Source organism: Paracoccus sp. MKU1 (assembly GCF_001447385.1).
Lineage (GTDB): Bacteria > Pseudomonadota > Alphaproteobacteria > Rhodobacterales > Rhodobacteraceae > Paracoccus.
On sequence record NZ_LLWQ01000150.1, the window covers coordinates 1 to 24,718 of the forward strand.

At 65.9% G+C, this 24,718-nt stretch carries 28 protein-coding genes and 1 tRNA gene; 13 read left to right on the top strand and 16 right to left on the bottom strand.

The window, feature by feature from the left end; genetic code table 11:
- From AQY21_RS27785 to AQY21_RS10385, 7 genes are all read right to left on the bottom strand, one after another.
- The coding region (locus AQY21_RS27785) for a TniQ family protein (RefSeq protein WP_152988188.1) at positions 1 to 426 on the bottom strand (426 nt) is incomplete at its 3' end.
- 1 nt (position 427) lies between these two features.
- Positions 428 to 1,426: an ATP-binding protein gene (locus AQY21_RS10360; protein ID WP_161905993.1), complete on the bottom strand. Its 999-nt coding sequence runs from the start codon at positions 1,424 to 1,426 to the stop codon at positions 428 to 430.
- Positions 1,416 to 3,548: a DDE-type integrase/transposase/recombinase gene (locus tag AQY21_RS10365; RefSeq protein WP_058097593.1), complete on the bottom strand. Its 2,133-nt coding sequence runs from the start codon at positions 3,546 to 3,548 to the stop codon at positions 1,416 to 1,418. The genes AQY21_RS10360 and AQY21_RS10365 overlap by 11 nt, the downstream gene beginning before the upstream one ends.
- Positions 3,549 to 3,557: 9 nt before the next feature.
- A complete protein-coding gene (locus AQY21_RS10370; RefSeq protein WP_058097594.1) occupies positions 3,558 to 4,085 on the bottom strand; it encodes a hypothetical protein in 528 nt (175 codons plus the stop codon).
- A 211-nt stretch (positions 4,086 to 4,296) separates the two neighbouring features.
- Positions 4,297 to 4,527: a helix-turn-helix domain-containing protein gene (locus AQY21_RS27790; RefSeq protein ID WP_082658077.1), complete on the bottom strand. Its 231-nt coding sequence runs from the start codon at positions 4,525 to 4,527 to the stop codon at positions 4,297 to 4,299.
- A 415-nt stretch (positions 4,528 to 4,942) separates the two neighbouring features.
- Positions 4,943 to 5,179, bottom strand: coding sequence for a hypothetical protein (locus tag AQY21_RS10380; RefSeq protein ID WP_058097596.1), 237 nt, complete (start codon positions 5,177 to 5,179; stop codon positions 4,943 to 4,945).
- Between the two features lie 59 nt (positions 5,180 to 5,238).
- Entirely contained in the window at positions 5,239 to 5,385 is a 147-nt protein-coding gene (locus AQY21_RS10385; protein WP_238986744.1) for a hypothetical protein, read from the bottom strand.
- Between the two features lie 42 nt (positions 5,386 to 5,427).
- Between AQY21_RS10385 and AQY21_RS27795 the strand changes: the two genes are divergently transcribed.
- From AQY21_RS27795 to AQY21_RS10400, 4 genes are all read left to right on the top strand, one after another.
- A complete protein-coding gene (locus AQY21_RS27795; protein WP_203416479.1) occupies positions 5,428 to 6,309 on the top strand; it encodes a hypothetical protein in 882 nt (293 codons plus the stop codon).
- Positions 6,303 to 6,557, top strand: a complete 255-nt coding sequence (locus AQY21_RS28610) for a hypothetical protein (protein WP_152988189.1) — start codon at positions 6,303 to 6,305, stop codon at positions 6,555 to 6,557. Before AQY21_RS27795 ends, AQY21_RS28610 begins: the two co-directional genes overlap by 7 nt.
- A gap of 238 nt (positions 6,558 to 6,795) precedes the next feature.
- Positions 6,796 to 8,943 carry an ATP-dependent endonuclease gene (locus AQY21_RS10395; protein ID WP_065169917.1) on the top strand — a complete coding sequence of 716 codons (2,148 nt, stop codon included), beginning with the start codon at positions 6,796 to 6,798 and terminating at the stop codon, positions 8,941 to 8,943.
- A 1-nt stretch (position 8,944) separates the two neighbouring features.
- Positions 8,945 to 10,780 (top strand): UvrD-helicase domain-containing protein, encoded by a 1,836-nt coding sequence (locus tag AQY21_RS10400; RefSeq protein ID WP_058097614.1) that lies wholly within the window; start codon positions 8,945 to 8,947, stop codon positions 10,778 to 10,780.
- A 240-nt stretch (positions 10,781 to 11,020) separates the two neighbouring features.
- On the opposite strand, the gene AQY21_RS10405 is transcribed toward AQY21_RS10400, so the two are convergent.
- From AQY21_RS10405 to leuB, 3 genes are all read right to left on the bottom strand, one after another.
- A tRNA-Pro gene (locus tag AQY21_RS10405) sits at positions 11,021 to 11,097 on the bottom strand.
- A 77-nt stretch (positions 11,098 to 11,174) separates the two neighbouring features.
- Positions 11,175 to 12,128, bottom strand: a complete 954-nt coding sequence (locus AQY21_RS10410) for a DMT family transporter (RefSeq protein WP_058097598.1) — start codon at positions 12,126 to 12,128, stop codon at positions 11,175 to 11,177.
- 59 nt (positions 12,129 to 12,187) lie between these two features.
- Positions 12,188 to 13,306, bottom strand: a complete 1,119-nt coding sequence (leuB, locus tag AQY21_RS10415; RefSeq protein ID WP_058097599.1) for a 3-isopropylmalate dehydrogenase — start codon at positions 13,304 to 13,306, stop codon at positions 12,188 to 12,190.
- Positions 13,307 to 13,460: 154 nt separating this feature from the next.
- On the opposite strand from leuB, the gene AQY21_RS10420 reads away from it, so the two are divergent.
- On the top strand, positions 13,461 to 13,862 hold the full coding sequence (locus tag AQY21_RS10420; protein WP_058097600.1) for a hypothetical protein: 402 nt from the start codon (positions 13,461 to 13,463) through the stop codon (positions 13,860 to 13,862).
- A 107-nt stretch (positions 13,863 to 13,969) separates the two neighbouring features.
- Positions 13,970 to 14,773 carry a uracil-DNA glycosylase gene (locus tag AQY21_RS10425; protein WP_058097601.1) on the top strand — a complete coding sequence of 268 codons (804 nt, stop codon included), beginning with the start codon at positions 13,970 to 13,972 and terminating at the stop codon, positions 14,771 to 14,773.
- Here AQY21_RS10425 and AQY21_RS10430 read toward each other — a convergent pair.
- Entirely contained in the window at positions 14,770 to 15,552 is a 783-nt protein-coding gene (locus AQY21_RS10430) for a protein-disulfide reductase DsbD domain-containing protein (protein WP_058097602.1), read from the bottom strand. The genes AQY21_RS10425 and AQY21_RS10430 overlap by 4 nt on opposite strands.
- Positions 15,553 to 15,661: 109 nt before the next feature.
- Here AQY21_RS10430 and AQY21_RS10435 point away from each other — a divergent pair, with 109 nt between their 5' ends.
- Positions 15,662 to 16,234 (top strand): YqgE/AlgH family protein, encoded by a 573-nt coding sequence (locus tag AQY21_RS10435; RefSeq protein ID WP_058097603.1) that lies wholly within the window; start codon positions 15,662 to 15,664, stop codon positions 16,232 to 16,234.
- Between the two features lie 3 nt (positions 16,235 to 16,237).
- Here the strand turns inward: AQY21_RS10435 and AQY21_RS10440 are convergent, their stop codons facing one another.
- Positions 16,238 to 17,188, bottom strand: coding sequence for an L-threonylcarbamoyladenylate synthase (locus tag AQY21_RS10440; RefSeq protein WP_058097604.1), 951 nt, complete (start codon positions 17,186 to 17,188; stop codon positions 16,238 to 16,240).
- A 116-nt stretch (positions 17,189 to 17,304) separates the two neighbouring features.
- Here AQY21_RS10440 and AQY21_RS10445 point away from each other — a divergent pair, with 116 nt between their 5' ends.
- From AQY21_RS10445 to AQY21_RS10460, 4 genes are all read left to right on the top strand, one after another.
- The gene (locus AQY21_RS10445; protein WP_058097605.1) at positions 17,305 to 18,996 is read left to right on the top strand and encodes an acyl-CoA dehydrogenase; all 1,692 of its coding nucleotides are present in this window, start codon (positions 17,305 to 17,307) and stop codon (positions 18,994 to 18,996) included.
- Positions 18,993 to 20,015: an MBL fold metallo-hydrolase gene (locus AQY21_RS10450; RefSeq protein ID WP_058097606.1), complete on the top strand. Its 1,023-nt coding sequence runs from the start codon at positions 18,993 to 18,995 to the stop codon at positions 20,013 to 20,015. The genes AQY21_RS10445 and AQY21_RS10450 overlap by 4 nt, the downstream gene beginning before the upstream one ends.
- Before the next feature lie 61 nt (positions 20,016 to 20,076).
- Positions 20,077 to 20,229 (top strand): aa3-type cytochrome c oxidase subunit IV, encoded by a 153-nt coding sequence (locus tag AQY21_RS10455; protein ID WP_058097607.1) that lies wholly within the window; start codon positions 20,077 to 20,079, stop codon positions 20,227 to 20,229.
- A gap of 23 nt (positions 20,230 to 20,252) precedes the next feature.
- Positions 20,253 to 20,900, top strand: a complete 648-nt coding sequence (locus tag AQY21_RS10460; protein ID WP_058097608.1) for a hypothetical protein — start codon at positions 20,253 to 20,255, stop codon at positions 20,898 to 20,900.
- Here the strand turns inward: AQY21_RS10460 and AQY21_RS10465 are convergent.
- Complete coding sequence (locus AQY21_RS10465; protein ID WP_058097609.1) at positions 20,885 to 21,217, bottom strand: AzlD domain-containing protein; 333 nt, start codon at positions 21,215 to 21,217, stop codon at positions 20,885 to 20,887. The two genes, AQY21_RS10460 and AQY21_RS10465, sit on opposite strands and share 16 nt — an antisense overlap.
- On the bottom strand, positions 21,214 to 21,990 hold the full coding sequence (locus tag AQY21_RS10470) for an AzlC family ABC transporter permease (protein ID WP_152988190.1): 777 nt from the start codon (positions 21,988 to 21,990) through the stop codon (positions 21,214 to 21,216). The genes AQY21_RS10465 and AQY21_RS10470 overlap by 4 nt, the downstream gene beginning before the upstream one ends.
- An 88-nt stretch (positions 21,991 to 22,078) precedes the next feature.
- Between AQY21_RS10470 and AQY21_RS10475 the strand changes: the two genes are divergently transcribed.
- On the top strand, positions 22,079 to 22,666 hold the full coding sequence (locus AQY21_RS10475) for a GNAT family N-acetyltransferase (protein WP_058097611.1): 588 nt from the start codon (positions 22,079 to 22,081) through the stop codon (positions 22,664 to 22,666).
- Here the strand turns inward: AQY21_RS10475 and AQY21_RS10480 are convergent.
- Both AQY21_RS10480 and greA read right to left on the bottom strand, forming a co-directional pair.
- Positions 22,663 to 23,625: a hypothetical protein gene (locus AQY21_RS10480; RefSeq protein WP_058097612.1), complete on the bottom strand. Its 963-nt coding sequence runs from the start codon at positions 23,623 to 23,625 to the stop codon at positions 22,663 to 22,665. The two genes, AQY21_RS10475 and AQY21_RS10480, sit on opposite strands and share 4 nt — an antisense overlap.
- 23 nt (positions 23,626 to 23,648) lie before the next feature.
- Complete coding sequence (gene greA / locus AQY21_RS10485; RefSeq protein ID WP_058097613.1) at positions 23,649 to 24,119, bottom strand: transcription elongation factor GreA; 471 nt, start codon at positions 24,117 to 24,119, stop codon at positions 23,649 to 23,651.
- Between the two features lie 277 nt (positions 24,120 to 24,396).
- Between greA and AQY21_RS10490 the strand changes: the two genes are divergently transcribed.
- A partial coding sequence (locus AQY21_RS10490; protein ID WP_152988191.1) for an NAD(P)/FAD-dependent oxidoreductase occupies positions 24,397 to 24,718 on the top strand: 322 nt, incomplete at its 3' end.

Sequence of the window (24,718 nt, forward strand, 5' to 3'; positions counted from 1 at the left end):
CGCTTTGCGGGGCAAGACCGTCATGAGACAGAGACCGTGCTCTGCGCAGACATGGTTCGCGTCGATCAGCCAATCCGTCCGGCCCAGGCAGGCAGATCGAAGATCGCCATCGGCCAATCCCCCCAGACAGGCCGGGCAGAACCAATAACGATCCGGGGCACACTGAACCTTGTTGCGTGGATCGGCGCCGAGTTGCAGACGCCGCGGATTGCTGGCGTCCAGGGCGCCACGAACAAGCGCCTGCGGATCACAGCCCGTATATCTGGCAAGGTGTTCGATGCTGTGCCTGTCGCCCATCAGCAGGGCTCGAAGGTCCAGATCGAAGAGGTGGACCAGCTCTGGCAAGGATGACAGCCCGGACAGCCGGGCAATGCGGTATCCGTAGGAGGCGATGGTCTCACGGGCATGCGGGGCGGGAAAGATCATCTTACCGCCTTCCCCTTTGTTTGCGCGACCGCCCCTTGGGACCCGTCGGGGGATCGGGCTCCATCGGTGATCGCCCTGTGTTCAGGCTCCGGAAATCCGGCACCAGGAACGGGTTCCGACCAGCGACCTCCCCAGTGCGCTCGGCATAAAACCGTGCGAAATCCTTCCCGCCCAATGCGGGCGTTCCATCCGCCAGGGCGCGGGTGATCGCGCCGATGATCAGTTCGACCACGATTCCGAACTGTTCGCGCCCGGCATGGAGAAGCCGGGGCACGAACTCCATATCCGCCAGATCCGGCGCCAGCGGCAGATCCGCAAGCCCGGCGTAGCGGGCGACCAGTTCTGCAACATCGTCGCAGGCATCGAACTCGGTCACCGGAAGAAAGCGGGTGATGAAGAAGCGGCGGGACAGTTGTGGATCCTGGGTCAGCAGATCATGCAGTTCCGGTGTCCCGCTGACGACCAGGTTGGTCGGCCAGTCCGGGATCTGCATGAGGCTCTTCAGGGCATTGATCACGCCCGCCTTCTCGACCTCCGAGCCTCGGCCACCCAATTCCTGGCCTTCATCGAGGTGGATCAGCCAGCATTTCCGCAGGTGCAGGTGAAAATTGACCAGTTCCCACATGCGCGACGCCGTGGTGTTGCTCTGGATCTGGAAAGCCAGGGCATGCAGGATCGCGCGTGCGAGGTCTTTCTGGGTGGCAGGCGTCGGCACCCGAATGGAGATCCAGCGGAACTCGCCAGATTCGGCGTCCGCAGCATCAATCCGGCGCAGGATCCGCTGGATGGCAGTGGTCTTGCCGCTGCCGGATTCCCCGATGACCGCGATCCCGCGTCCCTCGGCAGACAGGCCAAGATCCAGCTCGGCCTGGCGTTTGTCCATAATCTCGCGGAAAAGCAGCCGCACGGTTTCGTAGCCCGGATGGGCCACGAAATGCTTGCGCAAGGATACGGCGATCCGCGCGACCTGATCGGGTGGCGTGTGATGCTCACTCGTCATCTTCGAACCTCCAGCCCTTGCGCGTCGGCGGCGTCTCATCCGCAGGGGGGTCCTCCGGCGCGGGCGGTGCATCGGCATCATCCGCCTCGCTGCCCCCAACCTCGAACCCGCCCTGCAGCCAATCCGAGCCGGCCTGGGCCTGACCGGCCGACGCAGCGGGCAGCAGGTGCAGGCCAAGGCCGAGTGTCTGTTCCGCCCTGTCGATCTCCTCGGCGGTGAACGTCATCCGCCCAAGCTGCGCCGCGTTGGCCGCCTCGGTCGAAAGCAGGTCGAGCCGGCGCAGCCCGTCATGAAAGATTTCGGCGGAGATTGCCGCGCGTTCGCGGTTGTGATCCATGACGGTCCTGGCGAAGGCCGACCACTGGTAGAAGGAGACGCCCGAGAGCGCCCCGGACAGGTCATGGGCGGGATACCAGGTTCCGCCGACTTCGACCGCGATCCAGCCAAGGTCCAGCGGATCGAACCGCAGCCGAGCCTTGTGCTGATGGCTGTGCTTGCGGGCATCGCGCAACTGGTCGCAGGCGAAATCCGCGCCGAACACCCGCACGCCGCGACCGGAAATGCTGCGTTCCAGCTCAATGCCGAAGATCGCCCGGCGATCCATCGCATCGACCGGGGCCGGAAGGCCGTATTTGGCGACCAGCCTGTCCCAGCTATCGGCAGGGGTCTCACCCTGAAGCCCGGCGTGAGGGCGCTGGTGATAGACGTCCACGATATAGGTCACGAGCGCCGCCAACAGATCCTGATCGGTGAGCGAGGCTTCCGCCTCCGCATCGTAATCGCCCCGCTGCTCGGGGTTCGAGAACGTCCGGCCACGAAACCGGCTGACGAAATGCGTCGCAAAGGTCCCAAACAGGCGTTCGATGCGAGACCGGAGCTTGGCCACACCGCCGGGTGGATTGATCAGGCGGGCCAGCACCCCGGCGCAGGTGATCTTGAAATCATCGCTGACGAATGCTGAGCCCATGTCGGCTGCAACGGTCTCGGGGCGCCCACCCTGGTGCCAACCGGCTCTACAGCCAAGGCTGATCGCGATAGCCGTCTTGTCGATCGTCACCGTTTCCAGCGTGCGGATGGCCGCTTCCGAACTGGTCGATCTGGACAGGGTCAGCCCGACAACGCAGCGCGTGGCGCAGTCGATGGCGACGCAGATGACAAGGCGTATCACTTCGAGGGCCGCGATCTGCTGCGTCGTCAGCCGGTCGAGAAGACCGGCATTGGAAACCCATGTCATGAGGTCGACATCCCATTCGTCGATCTCGACCCGTTCCATGGGCCGCAGGACCTGCACGCCGTATTCGATGATCGCGAATTTCTTGTTGGCGGCATCGACACCCCACCGTTGCAGGTAGGTCTCGTAGGGGTCCATCCGCTTGATTGCGCGATAGACGGTAGAGCGGGATGGCGGCCGGAGTTCGGGCAACCCCCGCTCAGCACGGTCGCGGTTGAAATCCGCGTAAAGGTTGGTCGTGCGCTCGTGGATCTGATCGATGGTCGGGTGCAGCGGCGAGGCGTATTCCGCGATCAGCGCATCAAATGCCGTAAGCTCTCCGGGCAGCATCTGTCCTCTGCCCCCGCATCGATGCGTTTGAGGCACCAGAGCCATGATGCTGAAGCCGCTTCGTTCATAGGCCCGTGTCCAGGTCAGCAACGACTTGGCACAAGGCGGCGTTCGAAAGGTTTCCATACGCCCCGCGCGCTTGAACCGTTTGCGCAAGCGCTTGCGGATATGACTTTCTACGGCAGCGATAACTGCTGGCAGAATGGTGTTGACCGAGGCCTCGTTGCGCCTGGCGAGCCCAGCCTCGATGCAGCGCAGCAATTCCTCGGCGAACAGCAGCCGCCATAGCGCGATCTCTTGCTTGCCCTCGGGAAGATCCCGAAAATATTCGGGGAGACCGTCAAGGCTGCGCTCGGCCGCTGTGCGTGCCGCCCCCTGCGGAATGAAGCGAAACCGCGGGCTGCGAAGCAGTTCCTCCAGCTCGCCATGGCTGATGCTGCGGGCAGGGTGTGGTGGCGCTGTTCCGATCAGCACGATCCCTTCGGGCTCATGCGATGCAAGCCGATATTCCACGCCATCAAGGATAACGAGATCGAGGAGATTGATGTTGAAGTGTTTCATGGCGTCCTCTCAGGCCAGGATCATATGGGTAAAGGCTGGAATCATCGGCGCGCCGAGTTCCCTGGCACGCTCGATCAGGCGCGTCGTCGGGGCGTGCGGCACGACCTCCGGCCGGGGAATGTCTGCATCGGTGAACAGCAAGACCCGTGTCGCGAAGGATCTGGGCAGTTGCGAGGCAATAAGCCTCAGGGTGTCCTCGAAGCGGTATTTGCGGATGCGGGCCAGTGGGCGCACGGCGACGGCAATCGCATTGCCGTCGGCCAGGAGGGCGCGAAAGTCGAAGTGATGGACGGCGAGCCTGCCCCGTGCGTCGCGGTACCGGATGACGGGCGGCTGCGCCTGAACTTCACGGATCTCGGGCTCCGCAATCAACTGGTCCCAGCAATGGGCTTCCAGCCCGGATTCGAGCCGGCTGATGACGGGCTGGGGCAGGAATGATCGCACATCGACAACCTGCACGCGGGCGCTCGCTTTCGAGCGCGCCGGAATGGTCCGGCTGGCGGGTGCCAGCAGGGGAAAGCGAAAGAAGGGGTTCATGTCACATCCCTGGCAATAGTTTGTCAGATGACCGCCCGCGAGAACGGGCGATCACGGCGGATGCAGGCACTGCGCAGTCGTCGACCGAAGCGGATGGCGCCGATCATTGACTTTGCGTGCGAGGTTTGGGATGCTTTGACTCACCGGGTAGACCAGATTCGGTAAGTCTAAGCAGGGCTCTGAAAGTTGCCGCTTTCGGAGCCTTTCGCTTTTAGCTCTTCATGGTGCCCTCCTGTTCGTAGCGATCAGGCCAGATATTTTCGGGGGTGGTATCAAGCTTTTCGGCTATGATCTGCTCGATCTTGCGCGACCGTCTGCGTCCTTGCGATACCAGGCTTACAGAAGCAGGCGTAATACCCAGTTCTTGGGCGAGGGCAGTAAAACTGCTTCCGGCCATTCGTAGCCGCGCCCTGATCATCTCATGGCAAAATTCATCTTCCATCGCCGCGCCTCTGCCACGTCATCGGATAAGCGGGGACCACCCAGACTTGTTGTTGACCCTTACGAATCATCGCACGAACCGAATCTGCTGACAGCAACAAAGTCAGCCTGTTTCGACGCGCCGCCATTTTTGAGCGGAATATCGCTCAAAAATGCGATCAATCAAAAAACATCTTGTCTTTTTATTCGCGACGCACTTCGCCCTAATTCGAATCATTCGATGACTCGTGCGGCTCGCTGAGTACTGCGGTCAAAGCGTCGACGATCAGCTGCTCGACCTCTTCCAGCCGCATCTGCCTCTCGATGGCCAGGCGCTCAACGAGCGTCGCAATCTCTGGATCGCGAGGCCCGTACAGTGCCCAGTCCCGGATGGACGCAGCGTCAGGATGTGGGTGTGCAGGTTCCGGCATGAGACATCAATACCCAGCCTCGGATAACAGGTCCAGAACAAGCGATTGTGGCGTAGTCCGGGCTTCGGCACTGCGCAGCATGATCGCGGCCGGCATCGACAGAGGAAGCTTCAGTTCCAGAACGCATTCTGCATCGTCTGTCGGATAGTTGCTCAGGTGGGCCAACATGGCCTGCAAATTGCCGATCCGCCGCTGATCGGCGGCACCTTCAGCACTCGCCTCTGATTGCTGTTTGGCGGTCATGCTCGTTCCCTCCTGCAGGCAGGTTTCACCTTGTTGCGATTCTTGATCGGCGTATGGGATCATCGGTACCAGCCCTCCGACATCCGGGGGATCGCGTACCGCAGGAACAAGCCGACGCCGCCAGCGAACAACATGAAGGGCGACAGGAACAGGAAGGCGATCAGCCCGTCGAACCAGGTCGTCGAGTAATCCGATGACACCAGCATGCCGAAGCCAATGCCGGCAAGAACGAAAAAGGCAGGCGGGGCATGTCCGTGCCGCGCGTCATGCCGCCCGAACTGGCATCGTTCGTGCGGCTGGTAGCCCGGTATGCGCCGGACCCCAAAGAGCCGGCGCGGTTCATTCCCGACCTTTCGGCGGTGCGCACCAATGTCCGCCGGCCAACCAACGGCCGCGACGTTCCGCGCTTCTGGTACATGTTGCCGGCCTTCACCGCGCGCCACCTGCCCTCGATCTTCACGCCGCGGATCAATCACGGGACACCGCCCGTCGCGCTGAATACGCAGACAGCACGCCGGTTTGCCACAATCAACCAGAAGCTTAAGACGGTCGGGAAAGGCAAATCACTCCAGCAGCGCATCGATGAGCGGGGCAAACTCTCCAGGCAAACCTTAGGGGCGACCGGCTACCTCATTCTGGCCGGCGCCGGCGGCAAAATTGTCTGCGCGGCGTGCGTTCCGGTTGCTCAGGCCCAGGACCTTGTCGTTGACCAGACCCTGTACTGGAAAGTCGTGACGGACGCGGACGAGGCCTGGTATCAGGTCGGCATGCTCAACAGCCAGGCGCTCACCAACGCCACTCTCGCGTTTAACCCGAAGGGCGATTTCGGCGAACGGCATCTTCACACCCTGCCGTACAGGATGATGCCCGCATACGACTCCGGCAACGGCGATCATCGGAAGATCGCGGTCCTTGCCAAGGATATTGCCGTACTTGCGGAAGGCCATTGCACGACAGACCCGTATCTTTCTGATCCTGCCAAAGCACTGACGGCGCGTCGCCGCAAACTGCGCACGCTGCTCGATACATCGCCGCTTCTGGCGCAACTTGAAACGCTAGCGCAGTCGGCGCGGGCCGGCACATCCACAGCGCCGTCCGGCGGCAGCGGGACGCAGGCGCCTTCATGCTGATCGTCCAGAATGCCGCAGAACCTGCGCGCCTGCGCTATGCTCTCGTTGATATGATCGCGGCGGGGGCCGTCGATATCCGCGCAGCCTCGGCATATGTCACGCTCGGCGGCGCAAACATATTGCTGTCTGCCGTCGAAAATGCCGTGGGGACTCCCGAACGGCATTGCATGCAGGCGATCGGCGTCGTCTCGGCAAGACCTCGTGATCGTGGAGTGAGGTCTAGGAACGCTATTCGGGTCGGTGCTTAGCGGACTGTTCGCGGAATTCGGTCTCTGGTGCCGGCCCTACGGGGCGCATGCGGTGACCTCGACCCTGTTTTCCTGCTGTCGCACAGCGGTCGTTCGCCGGCATGATCGGTGGCTTGGGACAGGCGCCTACTCGCAGTAGAACTTGTGCTGACGTTTTTTTGCATTAGTAAATTCATCTTGCGTCGCCATGACAGAAATCCTGCGGCGAGCAGAGAACGTTACAGTGGGAGGAGTGGTCATGAGGCTCAATTCGATCGCGATTCGCAATTTCCGGCGGCTCGAGAATGTCCAGATCGATATTGAGGATCAGGAGACGCTCTTCGTTGGCCCCAACAACAGCGGGAAGACCTCCGCGACGGCAATATTTCGCTGCTTCCTCGGGGGACGAGAGTTCAGGGTCCACGATTTCTCGGCGTCGCGCATGTCCGACTTCGAGGCATTTTCGGCCAGCGGTGACCCCTCGGACCTGCCCGAGATCCAGCTGGATCTCTGGTTCTCGATCGACCCGGACTCGGTCGCCTACGGTCGTGTCTTCTCGCTTCTACCCAATCTCGAAGACTTCGAGCGCGTCGGCTTTAGGCTGTCTTTCGGCTTTGCGGACCCGGTGAAGCTTCGCACGGCCTACAATACCGCCTATCCTCCTGAGGAAGATGGCAGCCAGGGTAAGACGCTTGTCCAGTTTCTGGCGATGGACACCAACCTCGCGCGGCACAGCATCATCCGCTTTGCGTCTTTGGCGCAACGTACGGACGAGGATGGCAATGAGTCGATCCATGCTGCCGTGATCGAGCCGGAAGAAGGCAAGCGCCTCCTAAAGCACTTGCTCCGGGTCGAATTCGTCGACGCGCAGCGCAACATCAACGATGACGACAGCAGCCGCAGCAACCGGCTGTCGGCGGCCTTTGCCGCTTTCTACCGAAAGAACCTTCAGGATGCCGGTCCCGCAGCCGATGCCCACAAAGTCATCGACGAGAACAACTTGCGTCTGACCGATCACTACGAGGTTCAGTTCGCGCCCCTAATCGACCTGATCAAGGGTCTGGGTGTGCCCTCCGTCAATGATCGGGACCTTAGGATCATTTCGTCGCTCAGTCCGGAAACGGCCCTCAAGGGCAATACCGAGCTTCTGTACGTAGACCCAGCACGCAAGCACGAGTTGCCTGAACTCTACAACGGCCTAGGGTTCAAGAATCTAATCTATATGGCGATCCAGGTCCGCCACTTTCACTCGCAATGGCTCGCGACGCCGGAAAATCGGCCGCTGTGCCTCCTGATCTTCATTGAGGAACCCGAGGTCCATCTTCACGCCCAGGTGCAGCAGACCTTCATCACCAATATCTGGAAAGTGATCAAGGATTCCGCCGAGGCTGCGGGGCTCTCCGGCGCAGTCCCTCAGATAGTCGTGACTACTCACTCCTCCCATATCCTCGACGCCGTCGATTTCGCGAAGGTGCGCTATTTCCAGCGTTGCCATGCGGCGAACGACAATGCGCCGGGCAGTATCCGCAACGTATCGGACGTGCGCAGCCTTCGCGCTTTCCAGCCGGAAGGGGACATCATCGATGGCGTCGTCGTGTCGTCCCAGGAAGCTCTCGATTTCCTAAAGCGCTATCTGCGCCTGACTCATTGCGATCTGTTCTTCGCTGACGCCGCGATCCTCGTCGAAGGTGCGGTCGAAAAGTTGCTCCTCCCCATGATGATCGAGAAATCGGCCAACAAACTGCGTAGCTCCTATCTGACGTTGCTCGAAGTCGGCGGCGCCTATGCCCACCGCTTCGAGGGTCTACTCTCGTTCCTGCGTATTCCCTATCTCGTGATCACCGACCTTGATTCGGTGACGCCTGATGCTGCCGCCAGCGCCTGTCGAGGTGATACGCAGGACGCCCGGACTTCGAATGCGAGCCTCAAGAAAATTTTGGGCAAATCGACCGTCGCGGAGTTGATGGCTTTGGAAAGAGACGAGAAAATCAACAACGAGAAGGACTGCTGCATCGCCTTCCAGTGCGACATCACCGTCACGGATCAGGGTAACCAGCGCACGATGCGGCCGCGCACGCTCGAAGAAGCATTCGCTTACGATAATTTTGCGTTGCTGCGCGAAGGGAAGATTGCGATCGGCAAAGCGATCCCGGATGACCTCGATGCCGCATACCAGACTATATACGACCGGATTCGCTCCAGTAGCTTCAAAAAGACGGATTTCGCCATGAGCTTGCTTGCTGGCGATGACGTTTGGCAAACACCGGCCTACATCGCCGAAGGCTTGGTCTGGCTTGAGGCGAAGCTGTACCCGCCGATCGCACAGCCGGACGGGGCTCCTATGTTAGACAAGTCAGCGCCCGTTCCGCTTGGCGAAGCGCCGGTTGCAGCGCTCGGAGCGGGCTGACATGGCGAAGGTTGAAACCCAAGCCGACAAGGACGTCGAGGCATGCCTCGATGGCGAGGTCAGCTTTGCGCTCATCGCCGGTGCCGGCTCCGGCAAGACGTCCTCGCTGATCGACGCCTTGGAATGGGTGCGCGAGCACAAGGGAAAGGCCTTGCGGCAAAACGGCCAACGGGTCGCCTGTATCACCTATACCAAGCGGGCGGTGGGGGTAATCAGCGAGAGGCTCGGCTTCGATGACCTCTATGTTGTGTCGACCTTGCACAGCTTTCTATGGGCGCAGTTCGGACGTTTCCATCAGGATATCCGCCGGGCCCTGGAAAACCGACGCCTGCCGGATCTGATCGCGAAGGAGCGCGCGAAGGATAACGGGGGCCAGAGCAAGGCTGCCCGCGAAGCCCGGGCAAAGGCTGAGCGGTACGAACTGGACTTGGCTGCACTCGCGGGTGTCGAGCGATTCGAATATGGCGATGCCGTCTACGGGGACTATCCCAATGGTGTTCTTGGGCACGACGATATCGTAGTCATCGCGTCCTACCTTCTTGAGGAAAATGCGACCTTCCGCCGCATCCTGGGACTGCGCTTCCCGTACATCTTCGTGGACGAGGCCCAAGATACCGCCGAAACAATTGTTCATGGCCTGAACCTCGCGTGCGAAGGCGAAGGTCTGCCGATCGTCGGTTATTTCGGTGACCCATGGCAGCAGATCTATGACGAGACCGCTGAGGACTTTGCGCCGCCTGTGAACGGCAAGACGATCACTAAGGTCGAGAATTTTCGCTGCTCGAGGAGCGTGATCCGCTTGCTCAACGGCTTCCGCACGGATGTCGCGCAGGTGCCGGCGGGCAAGAACCAGGATGTGGAAGGCAGTGTCGTCTTCCGCTTGGTGAAAGCGGAGGCTCCGGAAGAGCCGCGGAACCGGTATTCCGACGCGCAGACCGAGCGCGCACTCGCGCAGCTGGATCAGGCAATGACGGAATGGGCCTGGACCGATCGCGACGACGTCGTGAAGCTTTTTCTTGTCCGCCAGATGATTGCCCGGCGGATGGGCTTTGCTACACTAAATCGACTGTTCTCCGGGCAGTTCGCGTCCACGCGTGCGCAAGACGCCTTCGAGCGAGGTGAACACTTCCTGCTCCTGCCGCTGACGTTCACCATCTGGCCCCTCGTTGAGGCACACCGCGCTGGCGACAGCCGGCGAATCATCGATATCCTTAGGCAGCAAAGTCCCGCGTTCGCGGTGGATGGCGTCAATGCGTCCAAGAGCCTGCGATCCATGGTCGACACGTCGATTGATATCGTCGCCGAACTGGCCGCGCGCTGGGAGGCGGCGAAGATCGGCGACATTCTGCGCTTCGCTGCTGAGAAACAGATTGTCCGAACTAGCGAGCGGTTGCAGGCGAACCTTGTCCGCGATCCCCGTGCCGAAGTCTATGACGCCGAACAGCACGGACTTGAAAAGGGCGACTGGCTGGCCGACACTTTGTTCGGGATGACGACGAGCGAGATTGCCGCCTACGCATCTTTTGTCGGCAAGAACACCGCATTCAGCACTCAGCATGGTGTGAAGGGCGAGGAATATCCCAAAGTACTTGTGGTTTATGACGACGTCGAAGCCGGCTGGCACAATTATAATTTTGGGAAGCTCCTGACGCCCGGGATTTCAGGGACCGGGACGGACAAGCAGGAGGCCCGCGGTCGTAAGCTCGCTTATGTGTCGTTTTCGCGGGCGCTCGAGGATCTGCGGGTCCTTTTCTTCACCACCGATCCTGAGGCTGCTCGTACCGAGTTGATCGCGAAAGGCCTGCTTACCGCAGATCAGATCGAACTCGTCGCCTGAGTAGTTTGTGGCAGGTTGTCTTGCCCGAGCCAGCGGCATACGCCATTGCCGCGCAAGCGGCTTTATCCTTAGCAGTTCGCCGCAGCGAGCTCACGGGTTGCTAAGCAAGCCTAGCAAGTCGGCTGTAACCTGAGGATTCTGTCTAGGAAGAGGTGTCCGGTCGGCGGAGGGCCTCGCCTCTCCAGAAAGCCGCCTTTTGGCACAAAAGGCAAATCTTCCTGAAACGCTACAGATCCCACATGGTCGGAGCGAGAGGATTCGAACCTCCGACCCCCTGCTCCCGAAGCAGGTGCGCTACCAGGCTGCGCTACGCTCCGACCGTGAAGGGGCAGGTAGCCCCTGGGGCGGCGGAATGCAAGGGGGAATCTTGCAGTTTCGCCGCAGAAAAACCGCGTCAGCCCCGCTCGCGCAGCAGGCGCTGCAACAAGCTCCAGCGCGGGGCGGTCACCGTCTCGCTGCCAAAGCGCGCCCGCGTCGCCGGGCGCAGGCGCGAGGCGCCCAGCCGCTCGCGCAGCAGGATGTAAAGCCCCGAGGCCATGATCAGCCCCGCCCCCAGCACCGTCGGCCCGTCCGGGCGCTCGCCGAACAGGAACCAACCATAACCCACCGCCCAGAGCATCTGCGAATATTGCATCGGCGCGACATTGGCCGCCTCGCCGGCCTGATAGGCCAGGATCAGCAGGAAACCCGCCGCAAGCCCCAGCGCCGCGATCACCCCAGTCAGCGCTAGGTCGCCCAGCTCCATCGGCCGATAGGCGAAGCCCAGCGAGGCGCCGGTCAGCAGGAAATTCCCGATCATCGGCCAAAGCAGCAGGATCACCGTCCGCTCGGACCGGCCCAGCTTGCGCACGGCGATGGCCGACAGCGCCGTCGCCGTGGCCCCCATCAGCGCCGCCAGATGCCCAAGGCCCAGCGGCGTCGCGCCGGGGCGCAGCACGACCAGCACGCCGCAAAGCCCGGCGAAAACCGCCAGCCAGCGATGCAACCCGACCTTTTCCCCCAGCAGCGGCACCGACAACACGGTGACGATCAGCGGCGCGGCGAAGAGGATGGAATAGACCTGCGCCAAGGGCAGCACGGAAAAGGCATAGAACCCGCCGACCCCGGAGGCGACGATGCAAAGCGAACGCAGCCCGACCCAGAACGGGTTGCGCGGCCGCAGGGTGCCATGCGTCGGATCGCGCAGCAGCAGCACCGCCAGCGGCGGAAAGGACAGCAGCGCCGAGAAGAACAGGATCTGCAACGCCGGATAGGTGGCGCCCAGCAGCTTGATGATCACGTCATGGGTCGAATAGAGCCCCATGGACAGAAGGGCGAGCAGCGCGCCCTTGATATTGCCCGCCGTCATGCGCCCCTCCGACGCTCCGCGATGGGGCCGCGCCTGCCTGGACAGGCGCGGCCGGCCGATTACAGCACCGAAAGCGCCGCGACGATATGGTCGCCCATCTCGGCGGTCGAGACCGGCCTGCCGCCCTCGGCGCCCATCAGGTCGCCGGTGCGCACGCCGTCGGCCAGCACCTTCTCGACGGCCTTTTCCAGCAGGTCGGCCTCGGCGCCCAGGCCGAAGGAATAGCGCAGGCACATGGCGAAGCTGAGGATGCAGGCGATCGGGTTGGCCTTGCCCTGCCCGGCGATATCGGGGGCCGAGCCATGCACCGGCTCGTAAAGCGCCTTGGGCCGGCCGTTCGCCATCGGCGCGCCGAGGCTGGCCGAGGGCAGCATGCCCAGGCTGCCGGTCAGCATCGCCGCCGCATCCGACAGGATGTCGCCGAACAGGTTGTCGGTCACGATCACGTCGAACTGGCGCGGGTTGCGCACCAGCTGCATGGCGCCGTTGTCGGCATACATGTGCGACAGCTCGACATCGGGATATTCGTTGTCATGCACCCATTGCACCTCCTCGCGCCAGAGGATGCCGGATTCCATCACATTGGCCTTTTCCATCGAGCAGACGCGGTTTGCACGCTTGCGGGCCAGTTCGAAGGCCGAGCGGGCGACGCGGCGGATCTCGCCCGAGGTATAGCGCTGGGTGTTGACGCCGACCCGGCCGCCCTCGTTGCCGGGGGTGTCGTCCTCGGAAATGCCGCGCGGCTCGCCGAAATAGACGCCCGAGGTCAGCTCGCGCACGATCAGGATGTCGAGCCCGGCCACAACGTCGCGCTTGAGCGAGCTGAAATCCGCCAGCGCGTCGAAGCATTGCGCCGGGCGCAGGTTGGCGAACAGGTCCATCTCCTTGCGCAGGCGCAGGAGGCCGCGCTCGGGCTTCACCGAGAAGTCGAGGTTGTCGTATTTCGGCCCGCCGACGGCGCCCAGCAGCACCGCATCGACCGCCTGCGCCTTGGCCATGGTCTCGTCCGCCAGAGGCTTGCCGTGCTTGTCATAGGCTGCGCCGCCGACCAGATCCTCGCTGACGTCGAAGGAAAGGCCGCGGCTCTTTTCGAACCAGCCGATGACCTTGCGCACCTCGGCCATGACCTCGGGGCCGATGCCGTCGCCGGGCAGGATCAGCAGGGAATAGGTCGTCATCGCAGGCATCCTCTATGCTTCTGGCTGTTGGCAATCGCGTATCCTTGCGCCTCCGCTGCGTCAAGTTCACGGCGAATTGGGTTGCGCCGGCGGGGCGGATCGGGCGGGATGGGCGCGCGAAACCGGACGCCCAGAACAAGCAAGGGAGCAATCCATGAAGGCACTCGCGGCTCTGGCCGGCGCGTTGGTCCTGGGGGCAGGCGCGGCGCTGGCGGACGGAGGCATCACCGTAAGGCTTCCCGATGTCTCGGGCCTTTCCGACGCCGAGGCGAAATCGCTGATCGCGGAACTGGCGAATGTGAACGTCATCACCTCGAACTGTCCGGATTACCAGATCACGGACGGGGAATGGACGCTGATCACCGGCACCGGCGACCTTTTGGCGGCGAAGCTCGGACTGGATGCCTCGGCCTATGACCGGGCCTATTACGGCCCGGCCTTCAAGCTTCTGGACGATCCGGGCGCCTGCGACCGCATCGGGCCGACGGCCAAGCCGCTGATCCAGCGGCTGGTCGGCATGGGCGGCGGCACCACACCGCTGACGCAATCGCAGTAACGTCTCGCATTCGCCGGCGCGATCGCGGCAGGTCGTTGCGCCGCCGACGCGATGGGGATGGCACGCCGCATCTTGCCCGCATCCGCGCCGCGGCCTAGCCTGCGGCCATGACCGCCGATCCGACCTATAGGGGATTCGCGCTGGACGCCGAGACGGCGCTGGCGCTTCTGCAATGGCAGGCCGAGCTGGGCGCGGACGAGCCCTGTCTCGACGCGCCGCTCGACCGCTATGTCATGCCCGACCGCGCCGAGACGCCTCCTGCCCCGCCGCCCGCCGCCCCGGTCGTGGCGAAACCGCGCGACGAGGCCGAGGATCTGGTCGCCCGCGCCGAGGCCATGGCCGCCGCCGCAACCACTCTGGCCGAACTGGCCGCCGCGCAGGAAGCCTTCGACGGCATCGAGTTGAAGAAGGGCGCGCGCAATTTCTGCTTCTGCGACGGCAATCCGGGCGCGCGGGTCATGATCATCGGCGAGGCCCCGGGCGAGGAGGAGGACCGGCAGGGCCGCCCCTTCGTCGGCCGGGCGGGCCAGCTTCTGGACCTGATGTTCGGCACCATCGGCCTGTCGCGCGAGGCGGTGGATGCGGAACGCGGGCTCTATATCACCAATGTGCTGACCTGGCGGCCGCCGGGCAACCGCCGCCCCGAGCCGGCCGAGATCGCCATGATGCTGCCCTTCCTGACCCGGCATGTCGAGCTGGCGCAGCCGCAGCTTCTGGTGCTGATGGGCAACACGCCCTGCATCGCGGCGCTGAACCAGCAGGGCATCCTGAAGCTGCGCGGCAAATGGACCACCGCCTTCGGCCTGCCGGCGCTGCCGATGGCGCATCCGGCCTATCTGCTGCGCACGCCGCTGGCCAAGCGCGAGGCCTGGGCAGACCTGCTGTCGCTGTCGGCGCGGCTGGAGGGCTAGTCCGCCGCCACGCGGCAGCCCCGGAACTCCACCGCATCGTCCGGGCCGATCAGCGTCACGCGCAGCGCCTGCGGGTCGAGCGGAAACGGCTTGCCCGAGGCGGCGACGAAATCCGCCTGCGCCGTCAGCCGGTCTCCCGACGCCTGTGTTTCCGGGGCCGACACCCAGATCTCGTCATCGGCAAGCTCCATCGCCACCTCGTCGCCGCGGGCGCTGTCCGCCGCGGGCAGGGTGGCGGTGACCTGCATGCCGTCCTCGATCCGGGCGATGCGGCATTCGGGCTGCCGGTCCGAGGTCTCGGGCTGGCGGGCGATGGCCGCCTCGATCAGCGGATCGGGCATCGGGCCGGGCGGGCCGGCCTGCAAGGTCACCTGCACCGGCACGCAGATGTCCTGGCAGATGCCGAAATCGACCACGGCCCTGGGCTCGACCGGCGCGCCGGGGCTGACCGGGGCGATCTCGATCGGCAGCACCAGTTCCTCGTGATAGCCCAGCGTGCGCTCGCCACCCGATTCGATCACCTCGGGACGCGGCCAGAGCAGCCGCACTTCGCCCAGGTTCCGCGAGGCGCCCCAGTCGAAGCGCGGCGGCACGCCGGCATCGCCGGGGCTGCGCCAATAGGTCTTCCAGCCCGGCTCCAGCCGCAGGTGCAGCGCGGTCATCCGGTGGCCCCGGGCCGTGGTCCAGCCGGGCAGAAGCTCGGCCGAGACCAGCCCGGGCGGCAGGTCCTGCGCCAGGGCCGGCGCGGCGGTCAGGAAAAGCAGGGCAAGGGTCTTCATGGCGCCGTTCTAGTCGCCCCGCCCCGTCGCCGTGAAGTCACAATAGCGACAATCCCTTGCGAAAACAGCCGGCAGGCCCGATCTTCAAGGAAAGGCAACGGAGCAGATCATGGACCAGTCCAGCAACCTGACCGGCAAGATGCTGATCGCCATGCCCGGCATGCGCGATCCGCGCTTCGAGCAGTCCGTGATTCTGGTCTGCGCCCATTCCGAGGACGGCGCCATGGGGCTGGTGGTCAACCGGCCGCTGCCCGAGATCGGCTTTTCCGACCTGCTGGCGCAGCTTGGCATCCAGGCGGATGCGAATGCGCTGGACATTCCCGTGCGCTTCGGCGGCCCGGTCGAGCCGGGGCGCGGCTTCGTGTTGCATCGCGTGCCCCGCGACATCCAGCTTGACGAAAACCGGATGCGCATCGCCGACGACCTCGCCATGTCCACCACCCGCGACATCCTCGAGGATTTCGCGCGCGGCCACGGGCCGCAGCCGGCGATGCTGGCGCTCGGCTATGCCGGCTGGGGGCCGGGACAGCTCGATTCGGAAATCCGCGACAACGGCTGGCTGACCTCGGATCGCGGCGACGAGATCATCTTCGGCGCCGACAATTCCGGAAAATGGCGCGCGGCGCTGAAATCGCTGGGCATCGATCCCTTGATGCTGTCGCCCAGCGCCGGCCACGCCTGACGCCTAGCGCGGCGCCGCGGCCCGGCGCAGCCGGTCATTGATCGCGGCCCCCAGTCCCCGCTCCGGCACCGGCGCCACGGCGATGGGCCGCCCCAGCTCATCGGCACGGTGCAGCAGGTCGAACAGCCGCGCCGCGGCCTCGGCCAGGTCGCCGGTTTCGCTCAGCGTCATCTCGCCCGCGACGGGGCCAAAGCCGATCAGCACCTCGCCCGGCCGCGCGGCCTCGGCATTCAGCCGCAGGCTGGCGCGCGGCGCGTAATGGCTGGTCAACTGCCCCGGCGCGGTCGGCGCGTCGGGATCGGCCTCGGGCCGGGCCAGCGGCCGGGCCAGCACCGCCTCGATGGCCTCCGCCGCGACGCCGCCGGGACGCAGCAGCGCGGGCTGGCCATCCACCCAGCCGACGATGGTCGATTCCACCCCCACCGGACAGGCGCCCGCATCCAGCACCGCCGCGATGCGCCCGCCCAGCCCGCTTTCGGAATCCACGACATGCGCCGCCGTGGTCGGGCTGATCCGCCCCGACGGATTGGCCGAGGGCGCCGCCAGCGGCCCGCCGAAGGCGCGCAGCACCTCCTGCGCCGCCGGAAGCGCCGGCACGCGGATCGCCACCGTGTCCAGCCCCGCCGTCACCAGCGAGGCGATGCCGGCCCCGGGCCTCAGCGGCAACACCAGCGTCAGCGCGCCGGGCCAGAAGGCCCGGGCCAGCGCCAGCGCCGCATCGTCGAAGACCGCGATGCGCTCGGCCGCCGCCAGGTCCGGCAGATGCACGATCAGCGGGTTGAAGCTGGGCCGGCCCTTGGCCTCATAGATGCGGGCCACGGCGCGGGGGTTGCGGGCATCGCCGGCCAGGCCATAGACCGTCTCGGTCGGGATGGCGACCAGCTCGCCCTGCGCCAGCAGCTCGGCGGCGGCGCGCAGGCCCCGGGAATCATGGCCTAGAATCTGGGTGTGCATTCGTTACGTCGGGTTGTGGTTGATGGACGCCGGGCCGCAAATATGATCGAAACCCGAGGCATCAGTTACGCGCCGCAGCGGGATTTGCCAAGGCGCCAGAGGGAGAGAGAGTGCGGATGGCCTATCAAGCCCCGGTCGAGCAGATCGAGTTCATCCTGAACCGGATCGTGTCGTTTCCAGAACTGTCCGGCACCGCACGCTTTGCCGAGGCGACGGCCGAGACCATGACCGCCATCCTGACCGAGGCCGGCAAGCTGGCGACCGAGGTCATCGCCCCGGTGAACCGCGCCGGCGACCTGACCCCCGCGCGGCTGGAAAACGGCAAGCTCCGCTCATCCCCCGGCTATGCCGAGGCGTTCCGCGCGCTGGCCGAGGGCGGCTGGATCGGCATCGCCGCCGATCCCGAGTATGGCGGCATGGGCCTGCCGCAGGCGCTGAACATGGCGGTGAACGAGATGGTCGCCTCGGGCTGCCTGGCGCTGCAACTGAACCCGCTCTTGACCCAGGGCCAGATCGAGGCGCTGGAGCATCACGGCAGCGAGGCGCTGAAGGCGCTGTATCTGCCCAAGCTGATCTCGGGCGAATGGTCGGGCACGATGAACCTGACCGAGCCGCAGGCCGGATCGGACGTGGGGGCGCTGACGACCAGGGCCGAGCGGGCCGAGGACGGCAGCTATCGCATCACCGGGCAGAAGATCTTCATCACCTGGGGCGACAGCGACGTGACGGAAAACGTCTGCCACCTGGTGCTGGCCCGCCTGCCCGACGGGGCCGCGGGCACCCGCGGCATCAGCCTGTTCATGGTGCCGAAGTTCATCCCGGACGAGACCGGCAAGCCCGGCATCGCCAACGACCTGCGCGTCGTCAGCCTGGAACACAAGCTCGGCATCCACGGCAGCCCCACCTGCGTCATGAGCTTCGAGGGCGCCAAGGGCTGGCTGGTCGGCGAAGAGCACAAGGGTATGGCCGCCATGTTCACCATGATGAACGCCGCGCGGCTGGGCGTCGGGGTGCAGGGCGTGGCCCAGGCCGAGGCGGCGTTGCAGCAGGCCGTGGCCTATGCCACCGAACGGGTGCAGATGGGTCCGATCATCCGCCACCCGGACGTGCGCCGGATGCTGGCGGAATCGCGGGCCGAGGTCTTTGCCGCCCGCGCCATCTGCCTGGGCTGCGCGGTGGCGCTGGACATGGCGCGGGCCACCGGCTCGGAGGAATGGGCGGCGCGCGCCGCCTTCCTGACGCCCATCGCCAAGGCGCATGGCACCGATATCGGCATCCGCGTCGCCGATACCGCCGTGCAGGTGCATGGCGGCATGGGCTATATCGAGGAAACCGGCGCCGCCCAGTATCTGCGCGACGTGCGCATCACCGCGATCTACGAGGGCACGAACGGCATCCAGGCCATGGACCTGGTCGGCCGCAAGCTCTCGGACGGCGGCGCGGCGGCGATGGCGCTGCTGGATGAGATCCTCGACGGCGCCAAGGCCGCGCAGGGGGCCGAGCCGGAACTGGCCAATCAGCTCTGGCAGGCCGCCGAGACGCTGCGCGAGGCCACGCAGGAGCTGCTGGAACAGGACATGCCCGACCGGTTTGCCGGCGCCGTGCCCTATCTGTCTGCATTCGCCCGGGTGCTGGGCGCGCATTACCACCTGCGCGCCGCGACCGATGGCGGCAGCAAGGCGCTGGCGCGGCTCTACATCACCCGCATCCTGCCGCAATTCGCCGCCGACCTGGCCGCTGCCCGCGCCGGGCTGGCCGATCTGGAGGCGCTTGACGATGCGGTCCTGCTGGGTCAAATGGCCGGGTGATACGCAGCGAGACCCATAACCCCCCGGCCGAAGGCGAGGCGCATGAGATCGCCCCCGGCGTGTTCTGGTTCCAGCTTCCGCTGCCCTTCAAGCCCGATATGGTCAACGTCTATGCCCTTCGCGACGCGGATGGCTGGACGCTGGTGGACACCGGGCTGGACACCCGCCGCACCCGCGGCATCTGGCAGGACATCCTGCAAGGCCCGCTGGCCGGGGCACCGGTCACCCGGCTGATCGCCACCCATCACCATATCGACCACATGGGCCTTGCCGGCTGGTTCCAGGCGCAGGGGGCCGAGCTTTGGACCTCGCGCTCGGCCTGGCTGACGGCGCGAATGGGCATCCTCGACGTGCAGGAGCGCCCGACGCCGCAGGCCATCGCCTTCTGGCGCCAGGCCGGCATGCCGGCCGAGCTGATCGAGGAGCGCAGCCACGAACGCCCCTTCAACAGCGCCGATGTCTGCGCGCCGCTGCCGCCCGGCTATCGCAGGCTGTGGGAAGGCCAGCAGGTCGCCTTCGGCGAGCGGCGCTGGATCGTGCGCATGGGCCATGGCCATGCGCCGGAACATGTCACGCTGTGGTCTCTGGACGACGACCTGGTGATCGGCGGCGACCAGATGCTGGCGACGATCTCGCCCAATCTCGGCGTCTATCCGACCGAGCCCGAGGCCGATACCGTCGGCGACTGGCTGGAAAGCTGCGCGCGGCTGGCGGAATTCGCCCGGCCCGAGCAGCTGGTGCTGCCCGGTCACAAGCTGCCCTATCGCGGCCTGCCGACCCGGCTGCGGCAACTGGCCACCAACCAGCGCGCCGCGCTGGAGCGCGTGCTGGAAGGGCTGCGCCAGGAACCGCTCAGCACCGTCGGCTGCTTCCCGCTGCTCTATCGCCGCCAGATCGCCAAGCCGGAATTCGGCCTCGCGCTGGCCGAGGCGGTCGGGCATATCAACCACCTGCGCGCCACCGGCCAGGTGTGGCCCATCGGCAAGACCGAGACCGGCGCGGTGCTCTGGGGGGCGTGACACCGCCGCCGCCTTGGGTTATCCCTGCGCCCGACGCATCGCATCGTTTACGGACAGGATCATGGCCTCGCATCACGAAATCACCGAACACAAGCACGGCGAAATGGACATCCGCGCGCATCAGGCGACCTTCGCCGGCTTCATCAAGGCCGCGACCTGGGTCAGCGTCCTTTCCATCGCCGTGCTGGTGTTCCTGGCCCTGGCCAACGCCTGATCCTGACCGGGGAAAGACCAAAGATGCAAAGGCGTGCCTTCCTTGCGCTGGCATTGCCGGCCGCGCTTGCGGCCTGCGGTGCCGACAACAAATGGGCCAGCGACGAGGCGATCCGCCGCGCGCGCTATGTCTCGAACGAGCCGCCCTCGATCACCCTGTTCAGCGTCATCGGCATTCCGCGCGGCGAGGGCGGGCATTCCGCGCTGATGATCAACGGCAGCCAGCGGGTGATCTACGACCCGGCCGGCAGCTGGGAACATCCGGCGATCCCGGAACGGCATGACGTGCTCTACGGCATCACGCCGAACTTCAGGAACTTCTACATCGACTATCACGCGCGCTCGACCTATTGGGTGGCCGAGGACACGGTGCAGGTGCCGCTGGCCGTCGCCGATGCCGCGATCCGCTCGGTCGAGCGGCAGGGCGCCTCGAACAAGAGCTTCTGCGCCGTCAACACCGGCAAGGCGCTGAGCCGCGTGCCGGGCTTCGAGGGCGCGCCGACCGGATTCTCGGTGCTCAAGCTGCGCGAATGGTTCCTGACCCTGCCCGGCGTGACCTCGCGTCGGCACATGGACGGCGATCCGGCCAACAACCACGACGTGCTGCTGCGCCAGAAAAGCGGCGCGATCACCGGCTATGGCCGCGATGGCCAGCTTCACGTCATGAGGTAAAGCGCCGTGTAAAGCGTGGCCATCCCGCCCAGAATGGCCGCCAGCACGTTGCGCGTCGCCACCCCCACCGCCACGGCCACGACGGCCGCGATCATTCGCGCCGGATCGGGCTGGCCCTGCGTGGCCGCCGGCCAGACGACCAGCGGCGCCACAATGGCCGGCAGCACCCCCACCGCCGTATAGCGCAAGAGCCGCTGCGCCCAGAGCGGCATCGGCCGGCTGCCGAAGACGCCGAGAAAGGACCAGCGCAGCCCATAGGTTCCCAGCGCCACGGTCAGGATGATCAGCCAGATCGTCGCATCGCTATAGCCGGTCACAGGCGGGCTCCGTTTCTGCGTTCCATCAGCACCTCGACCCCGGCGCCGGTCAGCATCGCCAGCGGCGCGGCCACGAACAGCCCCAGCCCCGAGGGCAGGAAGGCAAAGACCAGCGACCCCACCACCGCCACCAGCGCCGCCGCGACATGGGCCGGGCTGCGCAGCATCGGCGCGATCAGCGCCAGGAAGGTGATCGGCATGGCGAAATCCAGCGCCCAGTCCTCGGGGATGGCCTTGCCCAGCCAGACGCCCAGCAGCGTGGCCAGCAGCCAGAACGGGCAGGTGGCCAGCACCGCGCCCAGGAAATAGCCGATGCGCTGCGCAAGGTTCAGCCGGGGGTGCTTTTCATAATGCTGGATCGCCAGCGCATAGCTCTGGTCGATCAGCGTATAGGCGATCCAGGCCCGGTCGCGCGGCCGCGCCCCGCCCAGCCAGGGCACCAGCGAGGCCGAATACATCGCCATGCGCAGGTTGACAGCGATGGCCGAGACGATCACCACCAGCGCCGGCGCATGGTCGGTCAGCAGCTGCACCGCGGTGAATTGCGAGGCCCCGGCCAGAACCAGCACGGTAAAACCCAGGATCTGCGGCAAGTCCAGCCCGGCATCCGTGGCAACCACGCCGAACAGCATGCCGAAGGGCAGAAGCACCAGGATGAAGGGCAGCGCCTGCACAAAGCCGTGGCGCAGGCATTGCGTCGGGCTGCGCCGCAAGGCACGGCTCTGTTCGGGGGTCAGGCCGGAGGGGGCCGCGAGGTCGGCTGGCGCGGACATGGTGAAAAAGGCTCGTGATCGGGCTATGGCTGGCGCAGATTGGCCAAAACCGCGGCCCGATACAAGAACCTCCATACAAGGACCTCCCATGCCCGCAGCGCAAACCCCGCCCCGCATCCAGCGCGGCATCCCGCCCGATCTGCGGAACGCGGCGGCGGCGCTTTACTGGCGGCATTTCGGGGCGCAGATCCTGCCCTGGCCGGCCACGGCGCGGCAGGGCGTGGCGCTGATCCGCGCAGCGATGCGTCCCGAACGGGCGCTGGTGGCGCTGGCGCCCTCGGGGCGGCTGGTCGGCATCGCCGGGCTACGCGAGGCGGGCGGCGGTTTCCTCGACCCCGGCGCGGGGGGGTTCGTCTTGGTCTGGGGTCCGGCGCAGGGGCGGCTGCGGCATCTGGCGGCCGGCCTCTACCGGCCCGGCGCCGAGACCGCGGATCTGGTGCTGGACGGGATCGCCGTGCCGCCGCGATGGCGCCGGCAGGGCATCGCCCGCGCCCTGGTCGAGGCCGCCGCCGCCCATGCCCGCCGCCTTGGCCACCCCGCCCTGCGCGCCGAGGTCGAGGCGGGCAATCGCAGCGGTCTGGCGGCGTGGCAGGCGATGGGATTCCAGGCGCAGGCCCGCCAGAGACTGGGCTGGCCCTGGTCGGCGCCCGCGCATGTGCTGCGGCTGACGCTCTAGCGCGCGCCCGCCGGATCGGTGCCTTCGACCTCGGCCGCGGTGCCGCCCAGCATGCCGGTCACCTGCGCCAGCAGCGTGAAGGCCCGGCCCGAGCGCGTCTCGGCCAGCGCCGCCAGAAGCTGCGGATCGCTGTCCTGCGCCTTGCGGCTCAGCAGCCCGTCGAAATGCCGCAGGAAATGATGCGCGACATCGCGGAACACCTCGTCGCCGCGCAACATCGACCCGGCGCTGGCCAGGGCGGCCTCGTCTCGGATCACCGCCAGCGCCGCCACGGCCTCGCCGCGCGCGCCCTCGGCAAAGCGGCGCCACAGGGCGGGATCGGTCTGGGGCATCGCCAGTTCGTCCATATAGACGCCCTGCCCGGCCAGCAGCGTGACCACGTCCTGCGCCGCCCGGATCAGCCGCGCCATGCCCGGATCGGCCAAGGCCAGGCGCAGGCAGCGAATCGCCTCGCGATCCTCGGGCCCGTCGGGAAAGTTCAGCGCATAGAACAGCTCGGTGGCGGTCAGCTCGGCCTCGGCCGGCGAATCAAGCTCCAGCGTGGCCTGCCGCGCATCCGCCGCCGGGCGCGGCGCGGGCGGAACCGGGCTGCGCCGCGCGGCCGGGGCAAGCGCCGGTGCCGCCGGGCGCGGCTCTGCGACGGGGGCCGGCTCGGGCTGCGGCGTCAGGCCCTGATCCTGGATCCGGGCCAGCATGGCGCGCAATTCCTCGGCCTCCTGCCGCAGGATCAGCAGGCTGCGCGCCGACCAGACCGCCAGCCAGATCAGCGCCAGCGGCAAGAGCACCCCGACCAGCCAGGCCAGCCCGCCCGCCGCGCCCTGCCCTTCGGCCTCGGGGCCGAACAGCGCAAACAGCCCGACCAGCGCCAGCCAGGCCAGGCTGACCACCACGCCGATCACCAGCGCGCGGTCGCGGGCCTGCTCGACGGCCAGCCTGCGCAGCGGATCAAGCGAGTTCATGCGCCCGGCCCCCTCCGTCAGACTCAGACATAGCGGATCGAGATGATCTCATAGGATTTCCCGCCGCCGGGGGTCACCACCTCGACGCTGTCGCCCTCGTCCTTGCCGATCAGGGCGCGGGCCAGGGGCGAACGGATGTTCAGAAGCCCGCGCTCCAGATCCGCCTCGGCCTCGCCGACGATCTGATAGGTGCGCTCCTCCTCGGTATCCTCGTCCAGCAGCGTGACGGTGGCGCCGAACTTGATGCTGCCGTTCAGCCTGGTCGGGTCGATGACCTCGGCACGCGAGAGAATCATCTCCAGCTCCTTGATGCGGCCTTCGACGAAGCTCTGCTTTTCGCGCGCGGCATGGTATTCGGCGTTTTCCGACAGGTCGCCATGCTCGCGCGCCTCGGCGATGGCGCGGATCACCGCCGGACGCTGGACCGAGCGCAATTCGCGCAGTTCCTCGTCCAGCAGGTCGTAGCCCGCGCGGGTCATCGGTATCTTTTCCATTCCAGTCCTTCCGGTCGCAACGGTGCGACGCCAGTCAACGCGAAACAAGCTGTTGGAACGCCCCCGGCCATCGGCCGGGGGCGCCCGCTGAAAATCCGAGAGGCATCGTGGCGCGATCCCGTCCCTGTTTCAAGTCCCGCCGCATGCGATCCGCGACAGCCCGCCGAGAAAACGTCGCAAGTTGATTATCCTGCGTCGCGTTAAGATTGCCCGCAAGAATATTACGCGTTAGGTCTGGCGCGCAGATTGTCGAGCTAGGGAAGTTGGAGGCCGAGCCATGTCCGAAATTGCACGCGAGTCGATGGATTACGACGTGGTGATCGTTGGCGGCGGCCCGGCGGGGCTGTCGGCGGCGATCCGGCTCAAGCAGGTGAACCCCGCGCTTTCGGTGGTGCTGCTGGAGAAGGGCTCGGAGATCGGCGCGCATATCCTCTCGGGCGCGGTGCTGGACACCGCCGGTCTCGACAAGCTGATCCCGGACTGGAAGCACAGGGGCGCCCCCGTCACCACCGAGGTCACCCAGGACAATTTCTACATCCTCGGCCCGCATGGCCAGGTCCGGGTGCCGAACTGGCCGATGCCGCCCCTRATGAACAATC

Coding starts and splice junctions, on each gene's coding strand:
- AQY21_RS10410 (WP_058097598.1), bottom strand. CDS start 12,128: ATGACGGCGGGCAATATCAAGGGCGCGCTGCTCGCCCTTCTGTCCATG.
- AQY21_RS10365 (WP_058097593.1), bottom strand. CDS start 3,548: ATGAAACACTTCAACATCAATCTCCTCGATCTCGTTATCCTTGATGGC.
- AQY21_RS10425 (WP_058097601.1), top strand. CDS start 13,970: ATGACCGCCGATCCGACCTATAGGGGATTCGCGCTGGACGCCGAGACG.
- AQY21_RS10395 (WP_065169917.1), top strand. CDS start 6,796: ATGAGGCTCAATTCGATCGCGATTCGCAATTTCCGGCGGCTCGAGAAT.
- AQY21_RS10455 (WP_058097607.1), top strand. CDS start 20,077: ATGGCCTCGCATCACGAAATCACCGAACACAAGCACGGCGAAATGGAC.
- AQY21_RS27790 (WP_082658077.1), bottom strand. CDS start 4,527: ATGGAAGATGAATTTTGCCATGAGATGATCAGGGCGCGGCTACGAATG.
- AQY21_RS10400 (WP_058097614.1), top strand. CDS start 8,945: ATGGCGAAGGTTGAAACCCAAGCCGACAAGGACGTCGAGGCATGCCTC.
- AQY21_RS10440 (WP_058097604.1), bottom strand. CDS start 17,188: ATGCACACCCAGATTCTAGGCCATGATTCCCGGGGCCTGCGCGCCGCC.
- AQY21_RS28610 (WP_152988189.1), top strand. CDS start 6,303: ATGCTGATCGTCCAGAATGCCGCAGAACCTGCGCGCCTGCGCTATGCT.
- AQY21_RS10370 (WP_058097594.1), bottom strand. CDS start 4,085: ATGAACCCCTTCTTTCGCTTTCCCCTGCTGGCACCCGCCAGCCGGACC.
- AQY21_RS10420 (WP_058097600.1), top strand. CDS start 13,461: ATGAAGGCACTCGCGGCTCTGGCCGGCGCGTTGGTCCTGGGGGCAGGC.
- AQY21_RS10385 (WP_238986744.1), bottom strand. CDS start 5,385: ATGCTGGTGTCATCGGATTACTCGACGACCTGGTTCGACGGGCTGATC.
- AQY21_RS10470 (WP_152988190.1), bottom strand. CDS start 21,990: ATGTCCGCGCCAGCCGACCTCGCGGCCCCCTCCGGCCTGACCCCCGAA.
- AQY21_RS10445 (WP_058097605.1), top strand. CDS start 17,305: ATGGCCTATCAAGCCCCGGTCGAGCAGATCGAGTTCATCCTGAACCGG.
- AQY21_RS10480 (WP_058097612.1), bottom strand. CDS start 23,625: ATGAACTCGCTTGATCCGCTGCGCAGGCTGGCCGTCGAGCAGGCCCGC.
- AQY21_RS10360 (WP_161905993.1), bottom strand. CDS start 1,426: ATGACGAGTGAGCATCACACGCCACCCGATCAGGTCGCGCGGATCGCC.
- AQY21_RS10380 (WP_058097596.1), bottom strand. CDS start 5,179: ATGACCGCCAAACAGCAATCAGAGGCGAGTGCTGAAGGTGCCGCCGAT.
- greA (WP_058097613.1), bottom strand. CDS start 24,119: ATGGAAAAGATACCGATGACCCGCGCGGGCTACGACCTGCTGGACGAG.
- AQY21_RS10430 (WP_058097602.1), bottom strand. CDS start 15,552: ATGAAGACCCTTGCCCTGCTTTTCCTGACCGCCGCGCCGGCCCTGGCG.
- AQY21_RS27795 (WP_203416479.1), top strand. CDS start 5,428: ATGTCCGTGCCGCGCGTCATGCCGCCCGAACTGGCATCGTTCGTGCGG.
- AQY21_RS10475 (WP_058097611.1), top strand. CDS start 22,079: ATGCCCGCAGCGCAAACCCCGCCCCGCATCCAGCGCGGCATCCCGCCC.
- leuB (WP_058097599.1), bottom strand. CDS start 13,306: ATGACGACCTATTCCCTGCTGATCCTGCCCGGCGACGGCATCGGCCCC.
- AQY21_RS10460 (WP_058097608.1), top strand. CDS start 20,253: ATGCAAAGGCGTGCCTTCCTTGCGCTGGCATTGCCGGCCGCGCTTGCG.
- AQY21_RS10435 (WP_058097603.1), top strand. CDS start 15,662: ATGGACCAGTCCAGCAACCTGACCGGCAAGATGCTGATCGCCATGCCC.